Origin of the sequence: Acidovorax sp. GBBC 1281 (genome assembly GCF_028473645.1) — a bacterium.
In the GTDB taxonomy this organism is placed as follows: domain Bacteria; phylum Pseudomonadota; class Gammaproteobacteria; order Burkholderiales; family Burkholderiaceae_C; genus Paracidovorax.
Genome location: NZ_CP097269.1, coordinates 1,576,197 through 1,600,874 on the forward strand (window position 1 = coordinate 1,576,197; position 24,678 = coordinate 1,600,874).

General features: G+C 68.4%; 15 protein-coding genes and 1 pseudogene. 8 read left to right on the forward strand and 8 right to left on the reverse strand.

Going from position 1 to position 24,678, the window contains the following annotated elements; genetic code table 11:
- The first annotated feature begins 6 nt into the window (after positions 1 to 6).
- Positions 7 to 1,173 carry a mandelate racemase/muconate lactonizing enzyme family protein gene (locus M5C96_RS07185; protein WP_272568186.1) on the forward strand — a complete coding sequence of 389 codons (1,167 nt, stop codon included), beginning with the start codon at positions 7 to 9 and terminating at the stop codon, positions 1,171 to 1,173.
- A gap of 254 nt (positions 1,174 to 1,427) precedes the next feature.
- The gene (locus tag M5C96_RS07190) at positions 1,428 to 2,327 is read left to right on the forward strand and encodes a LysR substrate-binding domain-containing protein (RefSeq protein WP_272568187.1); all 900 of its coding nucleotides are present in this window, start codon (positions 1,428 to 1,430) and stop codon (positions 2,325 to 2,327) included.
- Between the two features lie 27 nt (positions 2,328 to 2,354).
- Here the strand turns inward: M5C96_RS07190 and M5C96_RS07195 are convergent, their stop codons facing one another.
- The 4 genes from M5C96_RS07195 to M5C96_RS07210 form a co-directional block, all read right to left on the reverse strand.
- A complete protein-coding gene (locus tag M5C96_RS07195; RefSeq protein ID WP_272568188.1) occupies positions 2,355 to 4,028 on the reverse strand; it encodes a methyl-accepting chemotaxis protein in 1,674 nt (557 codons plus the stop codon).
- A gap of 441 nt (positions 4,029 to 4,469) precedes the next feature.
- Complete coding sequence (gene rpoD / locus M5C96_RS07200) at positions 4,470 to 6,836, reverse strand: RNA polymerase sigma factor RpoD (RefSeq protein ID WP_272568190.1); 2,367 nt, start codon at positions 6,834 to 6,836, stop codon at positions 4,470 to 4,472.
- A 254-nt stretch (positions 6,837 to 7,090) separates the two neighbouring features.
- A complete protein-coding gene (gene dnaG, locus M5C96_RS07205) occupies positions 7,091 to 9,085 on the reverse strand; it encodes a DNA primase (RefSeq protein WP_272568192.1) in 1,995 nt (664 codons plus the stop codon).
- 54 nt (positions 9,086 to 9,139) lie between these two features.
- Complete coding sequence (locus M5C96_RS07210) at positions 9,140 to 10,174, reverse strand: helix-turn-helix domain-containing protein (RefSeq protein WP_272568194.1); 1,035 nt, start codon at positions 10,172 to 10,174, stop codon at positions 9,140 to 9,142.
- A 328-nt stretch (positions 10,175 to 10,502) separates the two neighbouring features.
- Here M5C96_RS07210 and M5C96_RS07215 point away from each other — a divergent pair, with 328 nt between their 5' ends.
- The 6 genes and pseudogenes from M5C96_RS07215 (at position 10,503) to M5C96_RS07240 (ending at position 18,203) form a co-directional block, all read left to right on the forward strand.
- On the forward strand, positions 10,503 to 12,941 hold the full coding sequence (locus M5C96_RS07215) for a hypothetical protein (protein ID WP_272568196.1): 2,439 nt from the start codon (positions 10,503 to 10,505) through the stop codon (positions 12,939 to 12,941).
- A 17-nt stretch (positions 12,942 to 12,958) separates the two neighbouring features.
- On the forward strand, positions 12,959 to 14,044 hold the full coding sequence (locus M5C96_RS07220; RefSeq protein WP_272568197.1) for an RCC1 domain-containing protein: 1,086 nt from the start codon (positions 12,959 to 12,961) through the stop codon (positions 14,042 to 14,044).
- A gap of 9 nt (positions 14,045 to 14,053) precedes the next feature.
- Positions 14,054 to 15,754 carry a multicopper oxidase family protein gene (locus M5C96_RS07225; protein WP_272568198.1) on the forward strand — a complete coding sequence of 567 codons (1,701 nt, stop codon included), beginning with the start codon at positions 14,054 to 14,056 and terminating at the stop codon, positions 15,752 to 15,754.
- Positions 15,755 to 15,990: 236 nt separating this feature from the next.
- Complete coding sequence (locus M5C96_RS07230; RefSeq protein WP_272568199.1) at positions 15,991 to 16,764, forward strand: EAL domain-containing protein; 774 nt, start codon at positions 15,991 to 15,993, stop codon at positions 16,762 to 16,764.
- Positions 16,765 to 16,817: 53 nt separating this feature from the next.
- Positions 16,818 to 17,559, forward strand: a pseudogene (locus tag M5C96_RS07235) (transporter substrate-binding domain-containing protein).
- 218 nt (positions 17,560 to 17,777) lie between these two features.
- The gene (locus M5C96_RS07240; RefSeq protein ID WP_272568201.1) at positions 17,778 to 18,203 is read left to right on the forward strand and encodes a cupin domain-containing protein; all 426 of its coding nucleotides are present in this window, start codon (positions 17,778 to 17,780) and stop codon (positions 18,201 to 18,203) included.
- A gap of 78 nt (positions 18,204 to 18,281) precedes the next feature.
- Here M5C96_RS07240 and M5C96_RS07245 read toward each other — a convergent pair whose 3' ends face one another.
- The 4 genes from M5C96_RS07245 to M5C96_RS07260 all read right to left on the reverse strand — a co-directional run bounded on the left by M5C96_RS07245 (position 18,282) and on the right by M5C96_RS07260 (position 24,638).
- Complete coding sequence (locus M5C96_RS07245; protein WP_272568203.1) at positions 18,282 to 20,111, reverse strand: gamma-glutamyltransferase family protein; 1,830 nt, start codon at positions 20,109 to 20,111, stop codon at positions 18,282 to 18,284.
- Positions 20,112 to 20,287: 176 nt separating this feature from the next.
- The gene (locus tag M5C96_RS07250; RefSeq protein WP_272568205.1) at positions 20,288 to 21,910 is read right to left on the reverse strand and encodes an alkaline phosphatase D family protein; all 1,623 of its coding nucleotides are present in this window, start codon (positions 21,908 to 21,910) and stop codon (positions 20,288 to 20,290) included.
- Positions 21,911 to 21,979: 69 nt separating this feature from the next.
- Complete coding sequence (locus tag M5C96_RS07255; RefSeq protein ID WP_272568206.1) at positions 21,980 to 23,509, reverse strand: GGDEF domain-containing protein; 1,530 nt, start codon at positions 23,507 to 23,509, stop codon at positions 21,980 to 21,982.
- A gap of 154 nt (positions 23,510 to 23,663) precedes the next feature.
- Complete coding sequence (locus tag M5C96_RS07260; RefSeq protein ID WP_272568207.1) at positions 23,664 to 24,638, reverse strand: NADPH:quinone oxidoreductase family protein; 975 nt, start codon at positions 24,636 to 24,638, stop codon at positions 23,664 to 23,666.
- Positions 24,639 to 24,678 lie beyond the last annotated feature (40 nt).

Genomic DNA, 24,678 nt, shown 5'->3' on the forward strand with positions numbered 1-24,678 from the left:
AGCACCATGAAAATCGTCGATATCGTCGAATCCACCCGGCCCATCAAATCCGACATCCGCAACGCCTACATCGACTTTTCGAAGATGACCCTGAGCCTGGTGGCCGTCGTGACCGACGTGGTCCGCGACGGCAAGCCGGTGATCGGCTACGGCTTCAACTCCAACGGCCGCTACGGCCAGGGCGCGCTGATGCGCGACCGCTTCATCCCCCGCGTGCTCGAAGCCGACCCCGCCACGCTGGTGGACGGCACCGGCGAGAACCTCGATCCGCACAAGGTCTGGGCCCGCATGATGATCAACGAAAAGCCCGGCGGCCACGGCGAGCGCTCGGTGGCCGTTGGCACCATCGACATGGCCGTGTGGGACGCGGTGGCCAAGATCGCCGGCCAGCCGCTCTACCAGCTGCTGGCCGAACGCTACGGCAACGGCACGCCCGACCCGCGCGTCTTCGTGTATGCCGCCGGCGGCTACTACTACCCCGGCAAGGGGCTGGACGGCCTCCGCAAGGAAATGGAGAGCTATCTGGCGCGTGGCTATTCGGTGGTCAAGATGAAGATCGGCGGAGCCTCGCTGGCCGACGACTGCGAGCGCATCGAGTCGGTTCTCAAGATCCTCGGCCCGGGCCAGCAGCTGGCGGTGGATGCCAATGGCCGGTTCGACCTGCCGACCGCCATCGACTACGGCCGCGCCCTGTCGCAGTACCCGCTGTTCTGGTACGAAGAGGCCGGCGACCCGCTCGACTACGAACTGCAGGCCAGGCTGGGCGAGGTGTACCAAGGCCCCATGGCCACGGGCGAGAACCTGTTTTCGATGCAGGACGCGCGCAACCTCATCCGCCACGGCGGCATGCACAAGGACCGCGACTGGCTGCAGTTCGACTGCGCTTTGAGCTACGGGCTGGTGGAATACCTGCGCACGCTGGACATGCTCAAGGACCATGGCTGGTCCCCCAGCCGCTGCATCCCCCACGGCGGCCACCAGATGTCGCTGGCCATCGCCGCGGGCCTGGGCCTGGGCGGCAACGAAAGCTACCCCGACCTGTTCCAGCCCTATGGCGGCTTCCCGGACGGCGTGAAGGTCGAAAACGGTTACGTCACGTTGCCACCGTTGCCAGGCATCGGGTTAGAGGGAAAGTCCGACCTGATCGCGGAGATGCGGGCCCTGGCTTCCTGAGAATATGGCGGAGCGTTTTGCTATAAAAATATGAGCAATATGCCCTAGTAAGATATGTGCTGCAGGCCTTTTTGACCAGAACCGTTGCCCTGGCGGCATCGCTCCGACGCCCGGCCTCGCCCTGCGAGGCCGGGCGTTTGCCATGGGGGTGGCGCGGGGCGTGCGGGGGGCCTTATGCTGGCCGGGGCCCTGTGATGGGTCGGCATTTGCTTGTATCGTCGGTTTTCTCGTGTCCTTCGTGCTCATCCATCCCCATGGACATCAAGACCCTGCGCCTTTTCGTGGAAATCGCCAAACACGGCAGCTTCGCCGAAGCGGCCAAGGTGGTGTGCGCCACGCAGTCGGCGGTCAGCAAGGCGATGAAGGGGCTCGAATCCGAGATGGGTGTGCAACTGCTCGCGCGCACGGGGCGCGGCAAGGGCCTCACCGCTGCGGGCGATCTGCTGCTGCGCCGCGCGGTGAACATCCTGCATGAGATGCATGGGCTGGAGGGCGAACTGGCGGAAATGCAGCAGGTGCAGCGCGGAAGCCTGCGCATCGGCTTTCCCCGCATGGGCACCAGCGCTTACTACGCGGGGCTGTTCACCGAGTTCCGGCAGCGCTTTCCGGCCATCGACGTGACGATGGTGGTCGAGCCGCTCGACCGGCTGGAAGCGCAGCTGCGGGCGGGCGAGGTGGACTTGGCGGCGCTGGTGGCGCCAGCCGCTCACGACTTCGACTGGCAGCATGTGCGCACCGAGCCCATGGTGGCCTTGGTGCCACAGGCCTTCGTGCCCAGGGGCACCACCCGCATTGCGCTCGCGGATCTGTCGCAATGGCCGCTCATCCTGTTCGAGGAGGGCACGACCGTGAACCGGGCGATCCTGCAGGCCTGTGCGCGGCAGGGTGTGCGGCCCAACGTGTCCGTCATGGGCACGGGGCAAGTCGATTTCCTGGTGCAGCTGGTGGCGCAGCAGCTCGGGGTGATCCTGCTGCCGCGCGTCATCACGCGCTGGAGCAAGCACCCCGGCGTGTGCTACCTCGACGTGGACGATCTGCCCTCCATCTGGCACTTCACCCTGGCCTGGCGCCGCGGCGTGCCGCACACGCCCGCGGCGCGCGCCTGGCTGGACCTGGCGCAGGATTACTTCCAGGTGCGCCAGCTCGGCTGCTGAGCCCCGCCATCGGGCGGGAGCGCCGGCTCAGTAGGCGCCCGACGAGCCGATCAGCCGCTGCGCGGGCGCCGGCAGCGCGCCATGGCGGCTGTTGCTGCTGCTGCGGGCGGTGCCAGTCGGGGTTCCGGCCGTGCCGGCATCGGTATCGCCCGGCAGGCGGAACTGGGCCACCATGCGCGAAAGCGATTCGGCCTGGAACTTCAGGCTGTCGGCGGCGGCAGCGCTTTCCTCCACCAGTGCCGCGTTCTGCTGCGTGACCTGGTCCAGTTGCTGCACCGCATCTCCCACCTGGTTGATGCCGCTCGATTGCTCGGCGCTGGCCGCGCTGATCTCCGACAGCAGCGTGGACACCTGCGTGACCTGCGCCACCACCTCGTCCATGGTGCGCCCGGCCTGGGCCACGAGGTCGCTGCCGGTGCTCACGCGCGAGACGCTGGCTTCGATCATCGCCTTGATCTCCTTGGCGGCCTCCGCCGAGCGCCCCGCGAGGGATCGCACCTCGCTGGCCACCACCGCGAAGCCGCGCCCTTGCTCGCCGGCGCGGGCCGCCTCCACCGCGGCGTTCAGCGCCAGGATGTTGGTCTGGAAGGCGATGCCGTCGATCACCCCGATGATCTCCGCCATGCGGCTGGAACTCTGCTGGATGTCCTGCATGGTGGACACGACGTTGCCCACCACCGAACCGCCCTGCGTGGCCACGGCCGACGCGCCGGAGGCCAGCTGGTGCGCACGGCGGGCCGAATCGGCGTTCTGCTGCACGGTGGAGGTCAGTTCTTCCATGGACGCCGCGGTCTCTTCCAGGTTGCTGGCCTGTTCCTCGGTGCGCTGGCTCAGGTCGGCGTTGCCGTTGGCGATCTGCACCGACCCCGTCGCGATGGAATCGGCGCTCGTGCGCACGTTGCCCACGATCTGCACCAGGCTGGCGTTCATGCGCTGCAGCGCGTTGAGCAACTGGCCCACCTCGTCCTTGCTGTTCGCCTCGATGTGCGACGTCAGGTCGCCCGCCGCCACGGTCTCGGCGATCTGCACCGCGCGCCCGATGGGCCGGGTGATGGATCGCGTGATGAGCCAGCCCAGCACGAACGACACGGCCACCGCCGCGCACGCGATGCCGATGATGAGCTGAAAGCCCGTCTTCACCTCGCGGTCCGCGCCGTCGCTGGCCTTGTCCATCTGCAGTTGCTGGTGATCGGACATCTTGTCGATCGCTGCCATGTAGGCCAGCTGGTTGCGCCGCAGCGTGTTGGCCAGCAGGCCCTTGGCTTCCTCGGTCTGGCCTGCGCGGATCAGCGAAAGGAAGGCGTCCACGTCCTTCACATAGGCGGCCCGCTGCTCCTGCGTGTCTGCGAGCAACCGCTTGCCCATGTCGCTTTGCACCGTGGGCGTGAGCTTTGCGTACATGCCGGTGATGAGTTCGCGGCTGCCTTCGATGCCCTTGATCTCCTGCGCCCGCTGGGTTGCGTCATCGAAGATCACCAGGTTGCGCACGTAGCGGGCCTGCTGATCGACCTCGTCGGAAATCTCGTTCAGCAGCCGGACCTTGACGTAATAGTCCTTGGTCACCAGCGTCAGCGCCTGGTTGACGTTGCTCAGGGCCGACATGGAGATGCCGGCCACGAGGAGCAGCAACACGATCGTGGAAAGAAATGCGAGCGTGATGCGGGGGCCGATGCGCAGGTTCCCGAAGAATGGGTGGTTCATGGACGTGCTCTTTCTTTCTTGATGGGCTCAGAAAAAAATGCGCCACCCGCAAGTGCCGGGGCGGAGTTGCAGGTGGCGCGCACTTCAATGCTTTCCTCTTGCGGCGTGCGGTTCGCTCCATGGGTCAGCCGCTTCGGCTTCTACCCTCCCTCCCTGTCCATCTGCGTGGAAACTTGCTGGTAGTGCAATGTCGTTCGTAAGTCTATGTTTCAGATTTTCAAATCCAAAGCGAAATTTTGGAAAGCAACACGTGCCAATTTCGCATGTCTTGCCAAACGCCGCATGTGGCGGCCGGCCATCTTCCGAAGGGTGGTGGGACTCTTTCCCATGCGGGCCAAGGGGTGCTTCCGCGAAAACGTCCAGCCATGAAAAAAGCCTGCTCCCGCAAGGCGGGGGCAGGCTTTTCGATGGACGCGGCCCAGGGGGGCGGCGGCGGGCTGATTACAGCGAGTCGATGAAGCTGCGCAGCTTGTCGCTGCGGCTGGGGTGCTTGAGCTTGCGCAATGCCTTGGCTTCTATCTGGCGGATGCGCTCGCGCGTCACGTCGAACTGCTTGCCGACTTCTTCCAGCGTGTGGTCGGTGGACATCTCGATGCCGAAGCGCATGCGCAGCACCTTGGCCTCGCGCGGCGTGAGGCCGTCCAGGATGTCCTTGACCACATCGCGCAGGCCGGCCTGCATGGCGGCGTCGATCGGGGCGGTGTTGGCACCGTCCTCGATGAAGTCGCCCAGGTGGCTGTCCTCGTCGTCGCCGATCGGCGTTTCCATGGAGATCGGTTCCTTGGCGATCTTCATGATCTTGCGGATCTTGTCTTCCGGAATCTCCATCTTGGCCGCCAGGATGGACGCATCGGGCTCGAAGCCGAACTCCTGCAGATGCTGGCGCGAGATGCGGTTCATCTTGTTGATCGTCTCGATCATGTGCACCGGGATGCGGATGGTGCGCGCCTGGTCGGCGATCGAGCGCGTGATGGCCTGGCGGATCCACCACGTGGCGTAGGTCGAGAATTTGTAGCCGCGGCGGTATTCGAACTTGTCCACGGCCTTCATCAGGCCGATGTTGCCTTCCTGGATCAGGTCCAGAAACTGCAGGCCGCGGTTCGTGTACTTCTTGGCGATGGAGATCACGAGGCGCAGGTTGGCCTCGATCATTTCCTTCTTGGCATCGCGCGAGGACGATTCGCCCTCGTTCATGCGCTTGTTGATGTCCTTGAGCTCGGGCAGCGGCACCACCACGCGCGCCTGCAGGTCCATCAGGCGCTGCTGCAGCTCCTGCACCGGCGGAATGTTGCGCTGCAGCACGGTGCTCCAGGGCTTGCCGGACGCCGCCTGCTTTTCCACCCACTTCAGGTTCAGCAGGTTGGGCGGGAATTCCTTGATGAAGGTTTCCTGCGGCATGCCGCACTTGTCCACGATGATGCGGCGCAGTTCGCGCTCCTTCTTGCGCACGTCGTCCACCTGGCCGCGCACCATGTCGCACAGCTTCTCGATGGTCTTGGCGGTGAAGCGGATGGTCATCAGCTCGGCCGACAGGGCCTGCTGGGCCTTCATGTACGCAGGCGTGCCGTAGCCTTCCTTGTCGTAGATCTTGTGGACCTTCTCGAACAGGTCGCGCATGGTGTCGAAGCGGGACAGGGCTTCGCGCTTGAGTTCTTCGAGCTTCTTGGTCAGCGCCTTGGAGCCGCCCTTGCCGTCGTCGTCGTCCTCTTCGTCGAATTCGTCGAAGTCTTCTTCGGCCACGTAGTCGTCGGCTTCATTGGGGTTGGAGAAGCCGTCCACGATGGTGGAGATGACGACCTTGCCTTCGCGGATCTCTTCGCCCATGTTCAGGATCTCGGCGATGGTGGCGGGCGATGCGCTGATCGCCTCCATCATGGCCTGCAGGCCGCCTTCGATGCGCTTGGCGATTTCGATTTCGCCTTCGCGGGTCAGCAGCTCCACCGTGCCCATTTCGCGCATGTACATGCGCACGGGGTCGGTGGTGCGGCCGAATTCGCTGTCCACGGTGGACAGGGCCGCTTCGGCTTCTTCTTCCGCTTCCTCGACGGTCGCCGCGGTGGGCGTCACGTTGTTCTGGAACAGGGTCTCGGCATCGGGCGTCTGCTCGTACACGGCCACACCCATGTCGTTGAGCATCGTGACCACGACTTCCATCGTCTCGGCATCGACCAGCTTGTCGGGCAGGTGGTCGGAGATTTCGACCTGCGTCAGGTAGCCGCGCGTCTTACCCAGGGTGATCAGGGTCTTCAGGCGCGAGCGGCGCTTGGCCAGGTCTTCCTCGGACAGGACGGTCTCGTCCAGACCGAATTCCTTCATCAAGGCGCGTTCCTTCGCCTTGCTGATCTTCATGCGAAGGGGCTTGACCTTCTCGACCGTGGCCGTGGGGGTGGCTTCGGCTTCGGGTTCGCCTTCGAGGTCGGCCTCGATGTCGGACAGGTCGGCGTCGTCACCCACCGCATCGTCGTCCGCGCCGGCCTTGGGCTTGCGGCCCCGCTTGGCAGGGGCCTTGTCGGCTGCGGCGGCGCCGGCTGCCTTGGCCGGGCGGCCGGGGCGCTTCTTTGGCGTTTCGTCGTCGGCGGAGGCCGCGGCGGCCTTGGCGCGGGCGGGCTTCTTGGTTTCTTCGGAGGCTTCGGCCTTGTCAGAGGACTTGTTCACGGGCACGGTATGGACTTTCTTGGCGGCTGGAGCAGCGGCGGCCAGGGCCTTCTTGGGCTCGGTCGTTGCGGCTTTGGCAGCAGGTTTGGAAGCGGCCTTCGCGGCGGTGCCTGGGGCGGACTTGGGCGACTTCGCGGACTTTTGAGCAGGCATGGACACCTCAGGATCAAAAACGGACACAAAGAAAACGCAAGCGCCATGGATCCCGGCGCGGGTGGCACGGCAAAGGCCGGAGCCTTCGCGGTTCGAGGGAGCGACCCTCAGGGGCAAGATGTGTGGGCGAACATTTGGTGTGCAGTCCTTGCGGTGTGAAGGGCGGTCGTGCGTGTGTGTCACGGTTGCCCGGCCCGGAGGTGCTGCTGTCGCTCTTGCCGATTAACCCTACATTATAGCGGCCCAGGGGAATTTCAAGCCGGCTTGAGCGAAATTCCGCGCAATGCCTTGAGCCGCTGCTCCAGGGCCTGGTACTGCGCCAGTGCCGCCGGGTCGCGCGCCGCCAGCAGGATGAGCTCGTTTTGCTGGCGCTTGAGCTCCTCGATGAGCATGCGGTCGAGCAGGTCGCGCAGCTCGGCCCGCAGTTCCTGCACGTCGCCCTCGGTATGGGCGTGCGAGCCAGTCATCACACGCTCTGCCAGCCCCTCGCATTCGTGCCCGCGCAGGCTCTCGCGCAGCACGGCCCAGGCCAGCGGACCGTGCTCGTGCAACTGGCCTTCCAGCCAGGTGAACAGCGGCCCGTGCGGCGGCGCTTGGGCGCACAGCACCGCATGGTCCTCGTGGGCCAGGTCTTCCAGGAACTCCATGTGCGACAGCAGAAGCCGTACCGCATGGTCCGTGCGGCTCGCTGCCGGGGTGCGGGGCAGGCGCGGCTGGATGGGGCGCTCGTCCTCCTTCTTCCAGCGGCCCTTGCCTTTCCAGTCGCCGTTGTTTTTGCGAAACGGTTTGGCGGCATAGCCCTGGCCGCCGCCGGGCGGCTCGCCGGCCGGGGCCCAGCCGGCGTCCTGCGCCGAGGCGCCCCAGGGTGGTTCGTCGGCGTAGGCGGGCGGGGGGGCGCCCCCGGGGGCCGCGCGGTGCGCGCCGCCGCCCTGGCGGCTCGCGTCCTGTGCCGCGGCCTGGTTCCACAGATCGGACAGGTCGCGTGCGTCGAGCTGGCCCAGCTCGGCCAGTTCGGTCAGCAACTGCCGCTTGAGCGCGCCGTCGGGCAGGGCGGACCACAGCGGCCGCGCGTTGCTCACCATGTGGGCCCGGCCTTCGGCGGTGCCCAGGTCGCAGTTCTCGCGGGCCGCCTCCAAAAGGAAGCGGCTGAGCGGCAGCGCCTCGCCCACATGCCGGGCGAAGGCCTCGGTGCCGTGTTCGCGGATGAAGCTGTCGGGGTCATGCTCGGCCGGCAGGAACAGGAACTTCACGCTGCGCGTGTCGGTGGCGTAGGGCAGGGCGCCGTCGAGCGCCTTGCGCGCTGCGCGCCGCCCGGCCGCGTCGCCGTCGAAGCTGAACACCACGGTTTCGGTGAAGCGGAAAAGCTTGTGCACGTGGTCGGGCGTGCAGGCCGTGCCCAGCGTGGCCACGGCGTTCGGGAAGCCGAGCTGCGCCAGTGCCACCACGTCCATGTAGCCTTCCGTGACCAGCACGTAGCCGTGTTCGCGGATGGCGGTGCGCGCCTCGAACAGGCCGTAGAGTTCGCGGCCCTTGTGGAACACGGGCGTTTCCGGCGAGTTGAGGTACTTGGGCTTGTCGTCGCCCAGCACGCGCCCGCCGAAGCCGATGCACTCGCCCTTCACGTTGCGGATCGGGAACATCACGCGGTCGCGGAAGCGGTCGTAGCGCTTGTCGTCCTCCTCGTTCACGATCACCAGGCCGCTCTCGGCCAGCAGGGGGCTGTCGTACTCGGGAAACACGCTGGCCAGATTGCGCCAGCCCTCGGGCGCGTAGCCCAGGCCATAGCGCTTGGCCACCGTGCCGGACACGCCGCGCCCCTTGAAGTAGCCCACCGCACGCGGCGAATCCTTGAGGTGCTTGCGAAAGGATTCGCCGGCCTTCTCGAGCACGTCCGTCAGCGTGGCCTGCTTTTGCCGCTGGGCGGCGGCGCGCTCGCGCTCCTGGGGAGAGACGTCGTCCTGCGGCACCTGCAGGCCCACCTGCTGGGCCAGGTCCTGCACGGCCTCCACGAAGCCCATGCCGGCGTGCTCCATGAGGAAACTGATGGCATTGCCGTTCTTGCCGCAGCCGAAGCAGTGGTAGAACTGCTTGGAGGGGCTGACGCTGAACGAGGGCGATTTTTCCCCGTGGAAGGGGCACAGCCCCATGAAGTTGGCGCCGCCCTTCTTGAGTTGCACGTAGCGGCCGACGATGTCGACCACATCGACGCGGGCGAGCAATTCCTGGATGAACGACTGGGGGATGGACACCCGGCGATTGTCCCCCAACGCGCCGGTGCCGGTACCCGCCGGTCGGCCCGCGGGTCAGTTCGCCTGGTGGCGCGCCTCGCGCGGGCTGAGGCCGAAGCGGCGCTTGAACATGCGCTGGAAGGTGGACGGGTCCGAAAACCCGCACCGCAGGGCGATCTCCGAGAGACTGGGCCGCTCGGTGACGGCCCCTGCGGTCGCGGTGATCTGCTGCCAGGCGGCCTCCAGCCGGGCGCTCCAGATGGCCGCCGCCACGCCTTCGCCATGGCGTGCGAACAGTCGGTACAGCGAAGCACGCGAGCATTCCAGCAGCACCGCCAGCCGCTCGGCACCGAAGGCCGGGTCGCCGCAGTGGCGCCGCACCAGGCCCCAGGCCGCCCGGTACAGGCTGTCGTCGAAGCGGCCGGCATCGGCCTGCAGACCCGCTTTCTGCGATGTCTGCAGCAGGGCCAGGGCCATGTCGGTGCAGGCTTTCAGCGCCACGGTGCGTTCGTCGATTCCCATGCGCGGCGCCTCGCGCCAGGTGGCGGCCATCAGGGTCTGCAGAACGCTGCCCAGGCCCGGGCGCTGCGGCAGCTGGTCGGGCAGTGCGAAGCCGGGGCCCAGGGTGTCGTGGATCGTCTTGCGCGACACGATGAGGGACATGTCGCGGTGGCGTGAGCGCCGGATCTCCACGGGCCGGGCGTAGTCCACGAGGTAGAGCATGCCGGCCGAGATCTGCTGCGCTCCGTGGTTTTCCTGGGTGGCCCAGTCGCACTCCACCATCAGCGACAGGCTGATGTCGTCCGCGCCGTCCCGGCGGCACATGGCCTCGGTGCGCACGGCATGCACGGCCTCGCTCGCGTGCTCGACCAGATCGGCCCCATGGCCGACGATGCGCCGCAGCCGCCCGCCGAACGCCGCTCCGTCCGGCGCGTCGGACTCGGGGCGCATTCGGCTGAGCACCGATTCCCGCCAGAAGTCGAGGCGCTCGCCTGAGGGGATGGGGTCGGTGGAGACCTCCACCAGGGTCCCTGGGACGTGCGGACTGGCGAGCGCAGCATGGCGGCGGGGTGGATGGGCATCGGAAGCCGGACGGATCTCGTTTGCCATGAATTCCCTTCGGCGGTCTGTCGCTTTCTGTGTGTTTCCACTCGAAATGTAGTGCACGCGCGACAGGTCGCGAAAAAAACCCTGCGCGCCGAACGGGGTCGAAATGGACCCCGCGTCTCACCCGTTGGGCCTGGCATGGCCGCCCGTCTCAATGGGCTGCATGGAGTGCTCTGGCCGCGGCGTGGGATGGAAATCCCCACTGGATCAGCGGGTTGAAACGGCCGGGGCGAAACGTCACGATGCACCGGTGGGCGGGAGGCCTGCCGCCCGATTCCGGGCGAAAAAACTGCGTCATCACCCCAATGGACCGGCCTGCCGGACACAACTTATGCACCCTGTGGATAGCCCCCTCGACCCCCTGCAGCATCTTGACCTCGTCCGAAGCTGCGGCGAAGGCGGACTCGGCCCTGCACCCCATGCGCTGTCGGTACCGGTCCATGCCGAGCCGGGCGGCCCGGGCCAGGGCACGCTCACGGTCTTCGGCGCGGGCGGCCAGACGCTGGTGCAGACGGCCTTCGACGGCCATGCCACGGTGCTGGTGCACGCGGCGCAGGGCGGCCTGCGCCTCGTCCTGGACCTGGGGGACGGCCTGCACCTGGCCGCCCGGCTCGAGGACTACCGGTCCGGCACGGCGGTCGTGCTGTCGCCGATCTCCACGCTGGTGGATGCCTACCTCGCCACGCAGCCAGGGATGGCGCTGGCGCGGGCCCAGGCACGCGTGCTGGAGTCGCTGGGGCTGCCGCCCGACCTTCCCGTGGGGACTCTGGGCTTCAGCCTGGACCGCGACCGGTTCGATGCTGACCACTTCCACCAGGCCGCACGCGGCGCGGGCGGCACGCAGGCTCTGACCCGGCAGGTGGCGGACGGCATCGACGCCACGGTCTCCGTCCAGCGCTTCGGACGGAACGCGACCGGCCTGCTGGGCGCCGACAAAAGCCCCGACGCCACCATCAAGGACCTGGTGGATGGCTTGTCCGGCAACTTCAAGGATTGGGCCGGCGGCAAGGTCAAAGGCTGGCTCATGCGGGTCAGCGGGATCAACAGCTTCCTGAACGAACTGGGGCTGGGTGAAGGAGAGGACACCACCGCCAAGCAACTGCAGGCGATCACGGCCGAGATCAAGCGGCTGAGCGAGGCGATCGACAAGGTGCCGCGGTCCACGGCCTACATCGCCCGCCTGACGGCGCTGGAGGTATTGAAGGCGTTCGTGCAGGACAAGACCGAGTTGCTGGCCAGCGCAGCGGGGGATGCGCCGCCGACGGCCGACCAGCTTCAGGAGCAATTCGTCAAGTCCGTGAATGAAAGCCTGGTGCTGACCCAGCTGCACGACAACCAGGTGGGCTCCGGTGCCGATGCCAAGGGGCTGATCCGCCTGCTGCTGGACGACCACCCCAAGTTCTATTCGGGCCGCGCCGGAACGGCCTATGACGACCTGCTGTTCAACGCCTTCAACCAGGCGCGCGCACTGCAGGCCCAGGCGCTGAACCTCAAGGTCGAGGCCGCCCATGCGGGCGATCCGCCGCAGCTGGACAAGGCGGAGCGGCACCTGGACGAGTACCACATCCACCTCAAGCGCCAGCGGCTGATGTACCCCAACGGGCTCAAGCCCTTCGCCGACGGCAGCATCCTGGACCGCGACACCGGCCTGATGTGGAAACCGGAGATGTTCGAGTACGACGGTCTGGAAGGGCTGATGGCCGACCCGGCGAGCGCGGGCAATCCCTGGCGCCTGCCCAGCATCACCGAACTGCAGAGCCTGATACCGCCGAACGCCGTGCGCCATCGGCTGCCTTCCGGCGAACAGTCGGCTGCGACGCCTCAAGTCATGCGGTATTTCGGCTTCAAGCCGCAGTCGTACCAGCAGGACGGCACCACCCGCTACCGGCATTTCGCCGACCTGGGGCAGGCGGGGTCCAGGCCGTACAAGATCCTCGGCCCGGGCTACATCGTCACCCGCAATGCCTACAAGCGCCGCGATCGCCACTGGGGCCAGTCGGACTACGAACTGCGCACGCTGGTGATGAACCTGTACAACGGCGACGAGGAAAACATCCGCATCAAATTCTGCCGTGGCGACGGCAAGTGCTATACCGAATACGGCTCCTCGCAGCCACCCGTGCCGTGGACCATGCCGGTGCTGTACGTGCGCACGCCGCCCGTTCCCGTGGAGTTCAAGGTCGAGTTCTACGAAGGTTTCAAATCCACGGCCGACACGGCGCAGGGTTGGGCGCTGGTGCGCTACTCCGACAGCGGCGAGTGGAAGGACGTGACCCAGTATGCCATCTGGAGCGTCGAGGGCGATAACGCATCGGACGTGCACGTGTCCAACCACGAAGGCACCAGCGGCCTGGTGCAACTGCGCAGCCAGGAGCGCACGCCACGTGCCTACACGATCAAGGCCGAACTGCCCTGGTACCTGTCGGACCAGCCCGGGCAATGGGGCCGGCTCGAAGGCAAGGCCATCCTCTACGGCAACCAGAGCGCGCCGGTGCCGGTGCTCAAGCGGCTGCTGCTGTCCCCTGCCACGAAGATCACCAAGCAATACCCGTTTTCGTACGACCTCAGCATCCGGGGCGTCCTGAGTTCAGGGGCCGCCATCGACAAGGACATGGCCGTCTGGTCGTGCAACCCGAGCGATTCCGGCGTGCAGATCAGCCCCTCCGGCCGGGTGACGGTGTCCCAGGCCCCCACATCGAAAAAGCAGATCCAGATCAAGGCCACGATCGGCGGCGCCGAAGGGTTCGCCTACCTCGTGCTGCTGCCCTGACCCGCGAGGCGCATTCCATGCCATTTCTCACCATCAGTGCCGGCCGCGACCGGTCCATCGCCCTCGCCGCAGACGGTGCGGCCTACGGCTGGGGCGGCGTCAAGCGGCTCGGCGCCCAGCTGCCACCCGGCTATCCAGGCGAGCTGTGCTCGTCCAGCCCCACCGAGATCGGCCACAACCGCTACGCGCAGCCGCAGCCCCAGTGGCTGAACCCGGGCCTGCCGTTCACCGCGGTGCACGACGGGCATTCCCACACGCTGGCCGTGCGTGAGGGTGGCGCCGTGGTGGCCTGCCGGCCCGTGGTGTCGCCGGAGCACGGCGCCGACCGCGTGGGCGTGTCGGGCCTGCCGTCCCCGGTGGTCCAGGTGGCCCAGACCGAAGCCGCCGCATTCGCGCTGCAGGCCGACGGTACGGTGCGCTCCTGGGGCATGGCGGCCTACGGGCAACTGGGCCGCGTGACGGTGTCGCGCGAATCCGGCCCGCAGGCCATCGAAGGCCTGGGCGCCATCGCGCACCTGGCGTCCGGCCATGCGCACGTGCTGGCGCTGGACCGTGCCGGCCGCGTCTGGGCCTGGGGGGCCAACGCGGCCGGCCAGCTCGGCAACGGGGCACTGACTGAATCCGCCTTGCCGGTGCGAGTGGACCTGCCCGGGCGCATCGTGCAGGTGGCCGCGGGCGACACGCACAGCTTCGCGGTGGACGCGCAAGGCGGGCTGTGGGCCTGGGGCTCCAATCAGTACGGGCAATCGGGCGATGCGGCCGCGCGCTATTTCGCCCGGCCCGTGCGGGTGCGCACCGGCTTTGCCGTGGCGCAGGTGGATGCGGGCATGTTCTACACCGTGGCGCTGTCGCGCCAGGGCGATGTGTTCGCGTGGGGCTGGAACGGCATGGGGCAGCTCGCGCGGGACGGCATGGCCTTTTCCGCCAAGCCGCTGCGCGTGCCGGCGCTGCGCGGCATGCTGCAACTGGCGGCCGGATCGGGCCACGTGCTGGCGCGCACCGGCACCGGGCTGCTCGCCTGGGGCGACAACCGCTCGTCCGCCTGCGGGGCGTTTCCGTCCACCGCCGTGCAGGTCCGTCCCCATCCCATCGCATTCGCCTGAAGGCCCGCCATGACCGATTCTTTCTCGACCCCGGAGCCGACGCGCCGCGCCAGCCTGCAGTGGATGTTCGGGCTCTCCCTGGGCACGGTGGTTGCCCCGCTGGCCGGCTGCGGCGGCAGCGCCTCCGGCGCCACGGCGGACACGCTGCCCGAGCCCGCCGCGCTGACGTCGTCCGGCGGCCAGCTCAGCCTGGACCTGTTCGCCCGCTACGGTGCGCAGCCGCTGCGCATCGCGGGATCGCAGCCGCCGGCCTATCCGGGCGTGGCCCGCACGGTGCAGACCGCGCTGCGCAGCTTCAACGGCCAGTACATGGCGCCCACGCTGCACCTGCAGCCCGGCGACACGCTGCGCATCCGGCTGGTCAACGAACTGCCGGCCAACGTGAAGGGCCAGTCCTCGCTGGACTACCTCAACCACCAGAACAGCACCAACCTGCATTTCCACGGCCTGCACGTCGATCCGCGGGAGATCCGCCCCGGCGTGTTCGGCGACTACGTGGTGGACATGGCCGAGGCCGGCGTGCTGCCGGGGGCCAGCCGCCAGCACGAGGTGGCCATCCCGGCCGACCACACCAACGGCATCTACTGGTACCACCCCCATCTGCACGGGTCGTCCAATGTGCAGGTCTCCAGCGGCATGTTCGGCGCCATCCTCATCCACGACCCCAAGGACACCTTCATCGACACGCCGGACATCCGCGAGCGCGCGATCCACGTGCACAAGGTCAACCTGACCGGCGACGGCAAGACGGAATCGTTCTACGACTCCATCCGTACCGCGTCGTCGGGCTTTCTTCTCAATGGTGCCTACCAGCCCACCATCGTCATGCGGCCGGGCGAGGTGCAGCAGTGGCACTTCATCAACACGGCCTCGTTCTACCCGTTCAACCCCGTGCTGGACGGCCACACGCTCTGGGCGTATGCCAAGGACGGCAACGTGTTCAACCGCCGCTTCAAGCCCATCAACGCGGCCACCTCGGACCGGTTCGACAACGCCCATTGGCCCGGCAACGCGCTGTACCCCGGCAACCGCCATTCGATCGTGGTGAAGGCCAGCGACGTGCCCGGCACGTATTACCTGCGTTCGGTCAAGGCGCCGTCGAGCGAGGCGCAGGACGAGATCGTCGCGCGCATCGTGGTGGAGGGCACGCCGCTGTCCACCCCGCTGCCCCAGCCAGCGCGCCTGCCGCGCTATGCCGAGCACCTGCCCATCACCGATGAGGAACTGGCGGCCCATGGCGGCAAGCAGCGCAGCCTGGTGCTGGCCGTGCTGCCCAAGACGAGCGAGCGCCTGGCCCAGCCCATCCCGGTGGGGGAGGGCTGGTTCATCCCGCTGTCCGACGGCGTGGATGGCTTCACCGACACCGTGTTCTCGTCCGGCGATGCCTCGCCGCAGGCCCGGCTGTCGCCGTTCCAGTCGTCGCTCACGGCCACGCAGACGGTGGCGTTGGGCGCGGTGGAGGAGTGGACCATCCAGAACCTCAACCGCTACCCGCACCCGTTCCACATCCACGTCAACGACAGCTATGTGGTGCGGGTCAACGGCGAGCCGGTCGATCCCTACTGGGCCGACACGCTCCCGGTGCCGCCGATGGGCAGCATCACCTTTCGCATGCGGTTCACCGACTTCCACGGCCAGTTCGTGTGGCACTGCCATGCGCTCGACCACGAAGACCTGGGAATGATGCAACTGGTGCACGTGGTCGCCTGACACCTCGGGCACCGCCACCGAAACGGCAACCGACACAAAGAGAGAGGGGAGAAGAAGCGAAGAGCGCGGCGGGGCCCGGTGCAGTGCATCGGGCCCCAGCAGCCTGAAACCCTCCTGCAAGGGCTCGGATCCCGTTGGTGTCCACGGTCGAGCAGGTCCCTGCAGGCCTGACCAATGGGCGTGCGAAGGGCATCAGAAAGGGCGTAAGCTACACGTTCGATCGCTCCTGTGCCGCCATGAAGTTGCCATCCTCACCCACTTCCGCCTGCACCGCCTGCCGCGATGGCCAGGCGCTGGATTTCGAATTCACGATGGCGTTCCAGCCCATCGTCGATCTGCGCGACCGCAGCGTGTATGCCTACGAAGCTCTGGTGCGCGGACTGGACGGCAGCTCGGCCTACAGCATCCTGGCCAAGGTGACGCAAGAGAACCTGTACTCCTTCGACCAGGCGTGCCGCGTGAAAGCGGTGGAACTGGCCGCGCAACTGGGCATGCCCTGCCGGCTGAGCATCAATTTCCTACCCAACGCCGTGTACCAGCCCGAGGCGTGCATCCGCGTCACGCTGCAGGCCGCGCAGCGCTGCGGGTTCCCCACCGAGCGCATCATTTTCGAGATCGCCGAGCGCGAGAATTCGCTGGACAAGGCGCACTTGCAAGGCATCCTGCACGCCTATCGCCGCCACGGTTTTCTGAGTGCCATCGACGACTTCGGTGCGGGCTACGCGGGCCTGAATCTGCTGGCCGACTTCCAGCCCGATCTACTCAAGATCGACATCGACCTGGTGCGCGGCATCGATGGGCACCCGGTGCGGCAGGCCATCGTGCGCAGCATCGTGGGCCTGTGCAAAGACCTGGGCGTGCAGGCGCTGGCCGAAGGCGTTGAGACCAACGCCGAATTGCACACCCTGCGCGGCCTCGGCATCCATCTGTTTCAGGGCTACCTCTTTGCAAAGCCCGCGCTGCAAGCCTTGCCGCCGGTGAACTGGCCGCAAGAAGCGGCGGTTGGCTGATTCGCCCCGCGCCCGGACGACCGGCTTTCTTCCACCCCATCGCTTCCTGCCGCATGCCCCTCGATCCTGCCGTCCTCCAGGCCTTTGCACCCACCGGGGTGTTGCGGGCGTCCATCAACCTGGGCAATCCCATCCTGGCCAAGGCCGGTGCGCCGGGGGCGGACCCGTCCGGTGTGTCCGTCGATCTGGCGCGGGCGCTGGCCGAGCGCCTGGGCGTGCCCATCGCCTTCGCCGTGTTCGATGCGGCCGGCCAATCGGTCGAAGCCGTCACGCAGGAGCAGGCCGACGTCGGCTTTTTCGCGGTGGACCCCCTGCGGGGTGCCGGCATCGCGTTCACCGCGCCGTACGTGCTCATCGAAGGCTGCTACCTGGTGCGTGACGATTCGCCGCTGCGCGACAACGAGGCCGTGGACCGGCCCGGGCACCGGGTGGTGGTCGGCAAGGGCAGCGCCTACGATCTCTACCTGAGCCGCGAGATGAAGGCCGCCACCCTGGTGCGCGCCCCCACGTCGCCCGCCGTCGTGGAAACCTTCCTGGCCGAAGGCGCCGACGTGGCTGCGGGCGTCAAGCAGCAGTTGCAGGCCGATGCGCAGCGCCTGGGCGGCGGCCTGCGCCTGCTGCCGGGCCGCTTCATGGTCATCCAGCAGGGGGCTGCCCAAGGGCCGGGGCGAGGCCGCGGCGGGTGTGCTGCATGCCTTCGTGGAGGAGGCCAAGGCCAGCGGCTTCGTGCAACAGGCGCTGGAGCGGCACGGCATCCAGGGCGCCTCGGTGGCGCCGGCCCAGGCACCGGCGTGAGGCGGCGATTCGCTTGCTATTGTTTTAATAGCGGAATGCCCTAGTGTCGATTGTGCCGGGGCCTGTTTTGATACCAATCCTGCTTCGCAGGGTCCCGCCGGGGTGCTGGCCGGTGCGGTGCGCGCGGGGGCGCGCATAAGATCGCATCGGCAGCGAACGGGCCGCGGCATGCTGCGGCGGCCCGCGCTGCCACCCGACCATTCCAAAGGAGACAACCCATGAAAAAAACGTTCCGCCTGCTGGCCGCCGCATTCGCCCTGGTGGGGGTTGCATCGACGGCGTCGGCCGAGGTGTACCCCAAGGAGGCGCTGCTGAAAGCCAACAAGGAGGGCGCCGGCGGCGGCAAGGGCACGCTGGCCGGCGAATACGCCTTCACGCGCGACAAGGCGCTCAAGGACCAGGCCATCAAGGAGATCAGCTGGCTCACGCTGCAGCCGGGCGACTCCATCGGCTACCACAAGCACACCAGCAACGAGGACACCTACGTCATCGTCTCGGGCCGCGGCACCTTCAAGGACAAGGACGGCGTGGACGTGGCCGTGAAGCCGGGCGACGTGACCATCGTGCGCAAGGGCGAATCGCACGGGCTGACCAACACCGGCACCGAGCCGCTGGTGTTCCTGGACGTGATCGCCGAGCAGTAGGCGCTGGCGCAGCGGCCGTCACCGGGCCACAACGCCAAAGAGCACCCGCCGGGTGCTCTTTTTTTGAGGGGCGGGCGCTCAGTCCCCCATCACCACGCCTTCGCGGCGCGGGTCGGCGCCGCCCAGCCACATCGGCTGCCCGTGCACCTCGGCGCGGGTGATGGCCTGCAGGCCGCTGGTCATGTTCATCTCGCGCACCTCGGCGCCGCGGGCACGCAGCGCCTCCACCGTGGCCGGCGGGAAGCGTTTTTCCTCCAGCATCGTCGGGCCATTGAGCGAGCCGAAATTGGGCAGGTTGATGGCCTGCTGCGGCATCAGCCCCCAGTTGAAGATGCCGTAGAGCGTCTTGGCCGTGTAGTGGATGATGAGCGCGCCGCCCGGGCTGCCGCCGCTCATCACCACTTGGCCGGTCTGCTTGTCGAACACCAGCGTGGGCGCCATCGACGAGCGCGGGCGCTTGCCGGGCTCCACCTGGTTGGCGATGGGCTGGCCTTGCGCGTCCTTGGGCGCGAAGCTGAAATCGGTCAGCTCGTTGTTCAGCAGGAAGCCCTTGACCATCTGGCGCGAGCCGAACTGGTCTTCGATGGTGGTCGTCATCGCCACCGCGTTGCCGAAGGCATCGACGACGCTGATGTGGCTGGTGCCGTGCTCGATCTGGTCGGGCATGGGCGCATGGCTGGTTTGGACCGCGCCGGGGTTGCCGGGCTGCGCCACCTTCATGCTCTGCGGGCCGATCAGCTTGGCGCGCTGGGCGAGGTAGGCGGGGGCGAGCAGGGTGCTCCAGCTACCGCCCGGCGGTTGCACGAAGTCGGGGTCGGCCACGTAGAGGCCGCGGTCGGCGAAGGCCAGGCGCGAGGCCTCGTTGTACAGGTAGAGCCAGTCGGCACTGGGCAGCCAGTCGCCCGCGCCCTTGGGGCCTTCCTGCAGCGCCATCGTGTTGGCGTCGGTGTTCTTCAGGATGCCCAGGATCTGCCCCACGGCGATCGCGCCCGAGCTGGGCGGCGGAAAGCCGCATAGGCGAAAGTCCTTGGAGGCCACCTGGTAGTCCGTGCACAGCGCCTCGCGCTTCTTGGGCTGGTAGCCAGCCAGGTCGGCCAGCGCCAGGCGCCCGGGGTTGGTCGGGTGGCCCTGCACCTTGGCGACGATGGCCTGCGCCACCTCGCCCTCCAGCAGCGCCTTGGAGCCGTTGTTCGCGATGCCTTTCAGCACGGCGGCCAGCTCGGGGTTCCTGAGCACATGGCCCACGGGCCAGGGCTGGCCCGCCGCGTCGAAGAAATAGGCGCGGGCGGCCGGGTCCTGGGCCAGGTACTTTTCGTTGGCCAGCAGCGTGTTCAGGCGCGGGCTCACCTTGAAGCCGTTCTCGGCCAGCTGGATGACTGGCTGGAACAGCGATGCCCACGGCAGCTTGCCGTGCTCCTTGTGCGCCAGCTCCAGCATGCGCACCGCGCCGGGCGTACCCACCGAGCGGCCGCCCACCACGCCGTCGTAGAAAGGCACGGGCTTGCCGTCGGGGCCGAGAAAGAGGTTCTCGGTGGCGGCGGCCGGCGCCGTCTCGCGGCCGTCGTAGGCCTCGACCCGGCTGCCCGCCGAGTGCAGCAGGAACGCGCCGCCGCCGATGCCGCTCGACTGCGGCTCGACCAGCGACAGCACCATCTGCACCGCGATGGCGGCATCGATCGCCGAGCCGCCGGCCTTGAGCACCTGGTAGCCCGCATCGGTGGCCAGCGGGTTGGCGGCCGCCACGGCGAACTTCTGCGTCGCCCAGCCGGGCTTCTCGGTATAGCCGGACGCGCCTTCGGGCTGGTCGGGCAGGGTGTAGTTCAGGCGGGGGCTGGTGCCGCAGGCCGCGAGCAGGGCGGTGGCAGCGAGGGCGGCCAGCCGGGCGGCGGGCAGGTGCTTTTGGATCATGGAGTCTCCCTGTGTGGTGGGCGCCATGGTAATGCGGGGTGCAGGCCTGGCCTGCGGGTGTTACACCCCGCTACCGAACCGGCGCGCGTGGGTGGCCCCTGCGTTGGACGCCTTTGGTCTTTTTGGCCTCCAGCGCAATAAATACTATGGCGTTTCGCTATCTATTTTGTAGCAAATCAAAGGTCGCGCACGGGCCCGGGGCGACCGTCTTCCACCACGAAGCGGGCCAGGGTGGAGGCGCCGCTGTCGGCCCGTAGCGGGTCGTCCACGGTGCGCAGCGTGGTGGTCCAGCGCCGGTGCGTGACCTCGGCCAGCCCCCAGCCGCGCAGGTCGCAGCGCGCCAGCAGCACGTGCGGGTTGTGGCGGGCGATGGCGTCCACCTTGTCCTGCGTGGTGCCCGAGCGCGAGCTGATCGAGGTGCCGCAGAACTCGCTGGCCAGCACGCGGGCGGTGGGGGCCACGGGGGACTCAGCCGGCGCGGCCCCGTCGGACGGCGCCATCACGTTGCAGACGTAGTTCTGGTGGATATCGCCCCCCAGCAGCACGGTGTTGCGCGGCGCATGCCGGGCCAGCGACTGCAGCAGCCGCTGGCGCGCGGCCGGGTAGCCGTCCCAGCTGTCGGTCGATTGCACGCCGGAGGGGTAGTGGCGCGGCGAGAACAGCGTCTGCTGCGCGACCACGCTCCAGCGGGTGGCGTCGCCGATGGTGCTTCCCACGCCGCCGCCGCGTGCATCGGCGGCCAGGCCGGCATCCAGCCAGCGCTCCTGCGCCGTGCCCAGGAAGCTGCGCCCGGGCGCCTGCAGCTCGGCGCAGTCGCCGGGCCGCACGGCGCCCGCGCCGCTGCTGCCTTCCGCGCGGCAGGCCTGGCGGTCGCGGAACTGGCGCGCATCCAGCAGGTGGATGGTCGCCAGCCGCCCCCAGGGCAGCGCGCGGTACACCTGCAGCGCGCCGAACCCGCTGGCCGCCAGGCTCGCGGCGCGCAGCGGCGTGTGTTCGTAGAAGGCCTGCCATGCCGCCGTGCGCATCGCCAGGAAGTCGGCGGCGTCGCCGCGGCCGTGCGTGCCGGCGTAGTCGTTCTGCACCTCGTGGTCGTCCCAGGTCGTGGCCCAGGGGCACAGCGCGTGGGCGGCCTGCAGCGACGGGTCGCTCTTGTGCAGCGCGTAGCGGTCGCGGTAGTCGGCCAGCGTGTGCGCCAGGCGCAGGCCGTGCACGCGCGCCAGCCCGGCCGGGTCCTTGGGGCTGGCGTACTCGTAGATGTAGTCGCCCAGGAACAGCACCAGGTCGGGCGACTGGCGGCACACGTCGGCCCATGCCGCGTAGTGGCCGTGCTCCCACCGCTGGCACGACGCGAAGGCGATGCGCAGGCCCGGCGCCAAATCCCCGGCGGCCGGCGCGGTGCGCGTGCGGCCGGTGGCGCTGACGGCGTCGCCCTGCAGAAAGCGGTAGTGGTACCAGCGCCCCGGGGCCAGCCCCTGCAGCTCGACATGCACGCTGTGCGCGAACTCCGGCAGGGCGGTGGCCGTGCCGCGCTGCACGATGCGGCGAAACGCGTCGTCGTGCGCCACTTCCCACCGCACGGCGATCGGGCGGTTCCACGCGCCGGGTTCGGCGGGCACGAGGCGCGTCCACAGCACCATGCCATCGGGCGAGGGGTCGCCTCTGGCCACGCCCAGCGTGAACGGGTCGTGCCGCAGCGCGCCGGCGCCGGCCCCGGCCCAACGGGGCCAGGCGGCCGCGCCCGCGGCCCAGGCGGCCTTTTGCAGCAATGCCCGGCGCGAGAGCAGAGGGGTTTGCGTCATGGGAAGGGTTGCAGGGCGTGGGCGGGAACGGTCCGGCCGGGCGCGCGGACCAGGCCGCCCGGGACGGGCTCAGGCGGCCATCACCCGGTTCTTGCCCGCGCGCTTGGCCAGGTACATCCCCTGGTCGGCCCGGCGGATGGCTTCCGTGCTGCCTTCCTGCTCGGCCATCTGCGCCACGCCGGCGCTGAAGGTGATGAGCACCTTCTCGCGGTCCTTCAGGAAGTAGCGCGTGGTCAGCTCGCGCTGCAGCCGCTTCATGGCTTCCACGCCCTGGTCCAGGTCGGTGTCGGGCAGCACCAGCACGAATTCCTCGCCGCCGTAGCGCGCCAGCATGTCCTGCGGGCGCATCACCTCGCGCGTGACGCCGGCCAGGTGCACCAGCGCCTCGTCGCCGGCCGTGTGGCCCAGGCGGTCGTTGATGAGCTTGAAGTTGTCCACGTCCAGCAAGGCCACGCACAGGGGCGAGCCGTTGCGCGTGGCGCGGGCGATCTCGCGCTCCATCACCTCGTCCAGGCCCTTGCGGTTGAGCGAGCCGGTGAGCGGGTCGTGCCGGGCCTGGGCGCTGGCGCGGTCCAGCTCTTCCTGCAGCTTGGCGATCTCGGCATGGCGCGCATCGGAGCGCGCGCGCAGGTCCTGCAGCTCGTCGCGCGCCACCCGGCTGTCCAGGGCCATGGCGCGCGTGGCGCTCATCACCTCTTCGAGCAGCGGGGTGATCTCCTGCAGGCTGTTGGCTTGGCCGATGCGCTCGGCGCAGTGCTCCATCTTGTCGTGGTAGGTGCTGCTGGAGGCGGTGATCTGCACCAGCCGCTCGATGAAGGTGGCCAGCAGCTCCTTCATCTGTTCCTGCGCCTGCACGGTGCGCTCCTTGGCCTCCGTCTGCTTGAAGATCACGTCCTTCAGACGCCGCTGCACCTCGTCCAGCCGGCGCAGCGTGAGCGGCGGCGTGGAGGCGGCCATCAGCGCCTCGACCTGGCCCTGCAGCCAGCGGTCGTCCTGGCTCAGCACGGCGATGTTCTCGAACAGCATGTGCAGCAGTTCGAGCAGGCTGGCGCGGATGGCCGCCTGGTCCTCGGTGGCGAACGAGAGCCGGTAGCTGAAGTTGTTCAGCATCAGGCCGAAGGTCGAGACCGGGGGCGAAGGCTGGCGAAGGAAGTTGGTCAGCTGCGCGGCCAGTTCGTGCACGCGGGCATCGTCCTCGCCCAGCGCAGGCAGGGTGTTGTCGATCAGGCGGGCGAGCTGCTCGGTCAGTTCCTCGGGCAGGTGCGTGGCGGCCGAGGGTTCCGCTGCCGCGGCGGCCGGTGCGGCCACGCTGGCCAGGCCGAGGTTGGCGTAGCCCACCAGCACGCTCTGCAACTGGGCCCAGTCGGTGTTGTCGATGGCGGATTCGAACAGGCCCAGCAGGCGTTTTTGCGCCGGGGTCTGCCCGGGCAGCACGCGCAGGATGTGGCGCAGGGGGCCTTCCGGAAAGGCGGTGGGGCTGGGGTTGCCGGCGATCTCGTCGTAGAGCGCCTGGTAGTTGTCGGGCGTGGGCGCCAAACGGCGCGCGGCCAGCTGCTTGAGGGTTTCTCGCGCGATTTCTGAAGGGGGGCGGTCGGCCATCTGGCGTGCACGGAAAGGCAAAGATGCGCGAGTGTGACAGACGGCGCACCGCTTGAACAGGCGCCCGCAGGGCATCCGTGCAACGCCGGCCCCGCGCACCACCGGCCTGGGTGAACGGGGTGAGGGGCCCGGCGGGTGCGGGCCGGCGCTCGCGTCAGTTCACCATGACCAGCTTGCCCATCACCCCGCGCGATCCCATGTGGGCATAGGCCGCGGGCAGTTGCGCCATCGGCATGGTGCGGTCGATCACGGGCTTGATGGCGCCCTCGCCGTACCAAGCGGCCAGTTCGGCCATCATGGCGGCGTTGGCCTGCCGCTCGCGCTTGGAGAACTCGCCCCAGAACACGCCCACGATCGAGGCGCCCTTGAGCAGCGCCAGATTCAGCGGCAGCGCCGGGATGGGGCCGGAGGCGAAGCCCACCACCAGGTAGCGCCCGCGCCAGGCGATCGAGCGGAAGGCGGGCTCGGTGAAGTCGCCGCCCACCGGGTCGTAGATCACGTCCGGGCCCTTGCCGTCGGTCAGCGACTTGATCGCCTCGCGCAGGTTTTCCTCGGTGTAGTTGATGACGGCGTCGGCGCCCACGGACAGGCACAGCTTGCATTTTTCCTCGGTGGAGGCCGCCGCGATCACGCGGGCGCCCATCTTCTTGGCGATCTGGATGGCCGCCGTGCCCACGCCGCCGGCCGCACCCAGCACCAGCACCGTCTCGCCAGCCTTGAGCTGCCCCCGGTCCACCAGCGCATGGTGCGAGGTGGCGTAGATCATGATGAACGCCGCCGCATCCACGTGCGAAAAGCCCTCGGGCAGCGGCATGCACAGCGCCGCGGGCGCCACCGCGTGGGTGCCGAAGCCGCCCGTGCCGGTGAGGCAGGCCACGCTCTGCCCGGGGCGCAGGTGCGTGACACCTTCGCCCACGGCCTCCACCACGCCAGCGTATTCCGACCCCGGCACGAAGGGCAGGGGGGGCTTCATCTGGTACTTGTTCTGCACGATGAGCAGGTCGGGAAAGTTCAGGCTGGCGGCCTTGATCGCGATCAGCACCTCGCCCGCCTTCGGCGTGGGCGTGGGCAGTTCGGTCCAGGCCAGGGCGTCGACGCCCGTCGGGTTGGTGCAAAGCCAAGCATGCATGGGAGGTCTCCTGTCGGTGTGGCCGCATGATAGGCGGGGG

Coding starts and splice junctions, on each gene's coding strand:
- rpoD (WP_272568190.1), bottom strand. CDS start 6,836: ATGCCTGCTCAAAAGTCCGCGAAGTCGCCCAAGTCCGCCCCAGGCACC.
- M5C96_RS07185 (WP_272568186.1), top strand. CDS start 7: ATGAAAATCGTCGATATCGTCGAATCCACCCGGCCCATCAAATCCGAC.
- M5C96_RS07210 (WP_272568194.1), bottom strand. CDS start 10,174: ATGGCAAACGAGATCCGTCCGGCTTCCGATGCCCATCCACCCCGCCGC.
- M5C96_RS07190 (WP_272568187.1), top strand. CDS start 1,428: ATGGACATCAAGACCCTGCGCCTTTTCGTGGAAATCGCCAAACACGGC.
- M5C96_RS07250 (WP_272568205.1), bottom strand. CDS start 21,910: ATGACGCAAACCCCTCTGCTCTCGCGCCGGGCATTGCTGCAAAAGGCC.
- M5C96_RS07225 (WP_272568198.1), top strand. CDS start 14,054: ATGACCGATTCTTTCTCGACCCCGGAGCCGACGCGCCGCGCCAGCCTG.
- M5C96_RS07195 (WP_272568188.1), bottom strand. CDS start 4,028: ATGAACCACCCATTCTTCGGGAACCTGCGCATCGGCCCCCGCATCACG.
- M5C96_RS07245 (WP_272568203.1), bottom strand. CDS start 20,111: ATGATCCAAAAGCACCTGCCCGCCGCCCGGCTGGCCGCCCTCGCTGCC.
- M5C96_RS07260 (WP_272568207.1), bottom strand. CDS start 24,638: ATGCATGCTTGGCTTTGCACCAACCCGACGGGCGTCGACGCCCTGGCC.
- M5C96_RS07240 (WP_272568201.1), top strand. CDS start 17,778: ATGAAAAAAACGTTCCGCCTGCTGGCCGCCGCATTCGCCCTGGTGGGG.
- M5C96_RS07255 (WP_272568206.1), bottom strand. CDS start 23,509: ATGGCCGACCGCCCCCCTTCAGAAATCGCGCGAGAAACCCTCAAGCAG.
- M5C96_RS07215 (WP_272568196.1), top strand. CDS start 10,503: ATGCACCCTGTGGATAGCCCCCTCGACCCCCTGCAGCATCTTGACCTC.
- M5C96_RS07230 (WP_272568199.1), top strand. CDS start 15,991: ATGAAGTTGCCATCCTCACCCACTTCCGCCTGCACCGCCTGCCGCGAT.
- M5C96_RS07220 (WP_272568197.1), top strand. CDS start 12,959: ATGCCATTTCTCACCATCAGTGCCGGCCGCGACCGGTCCATCGCCCTC.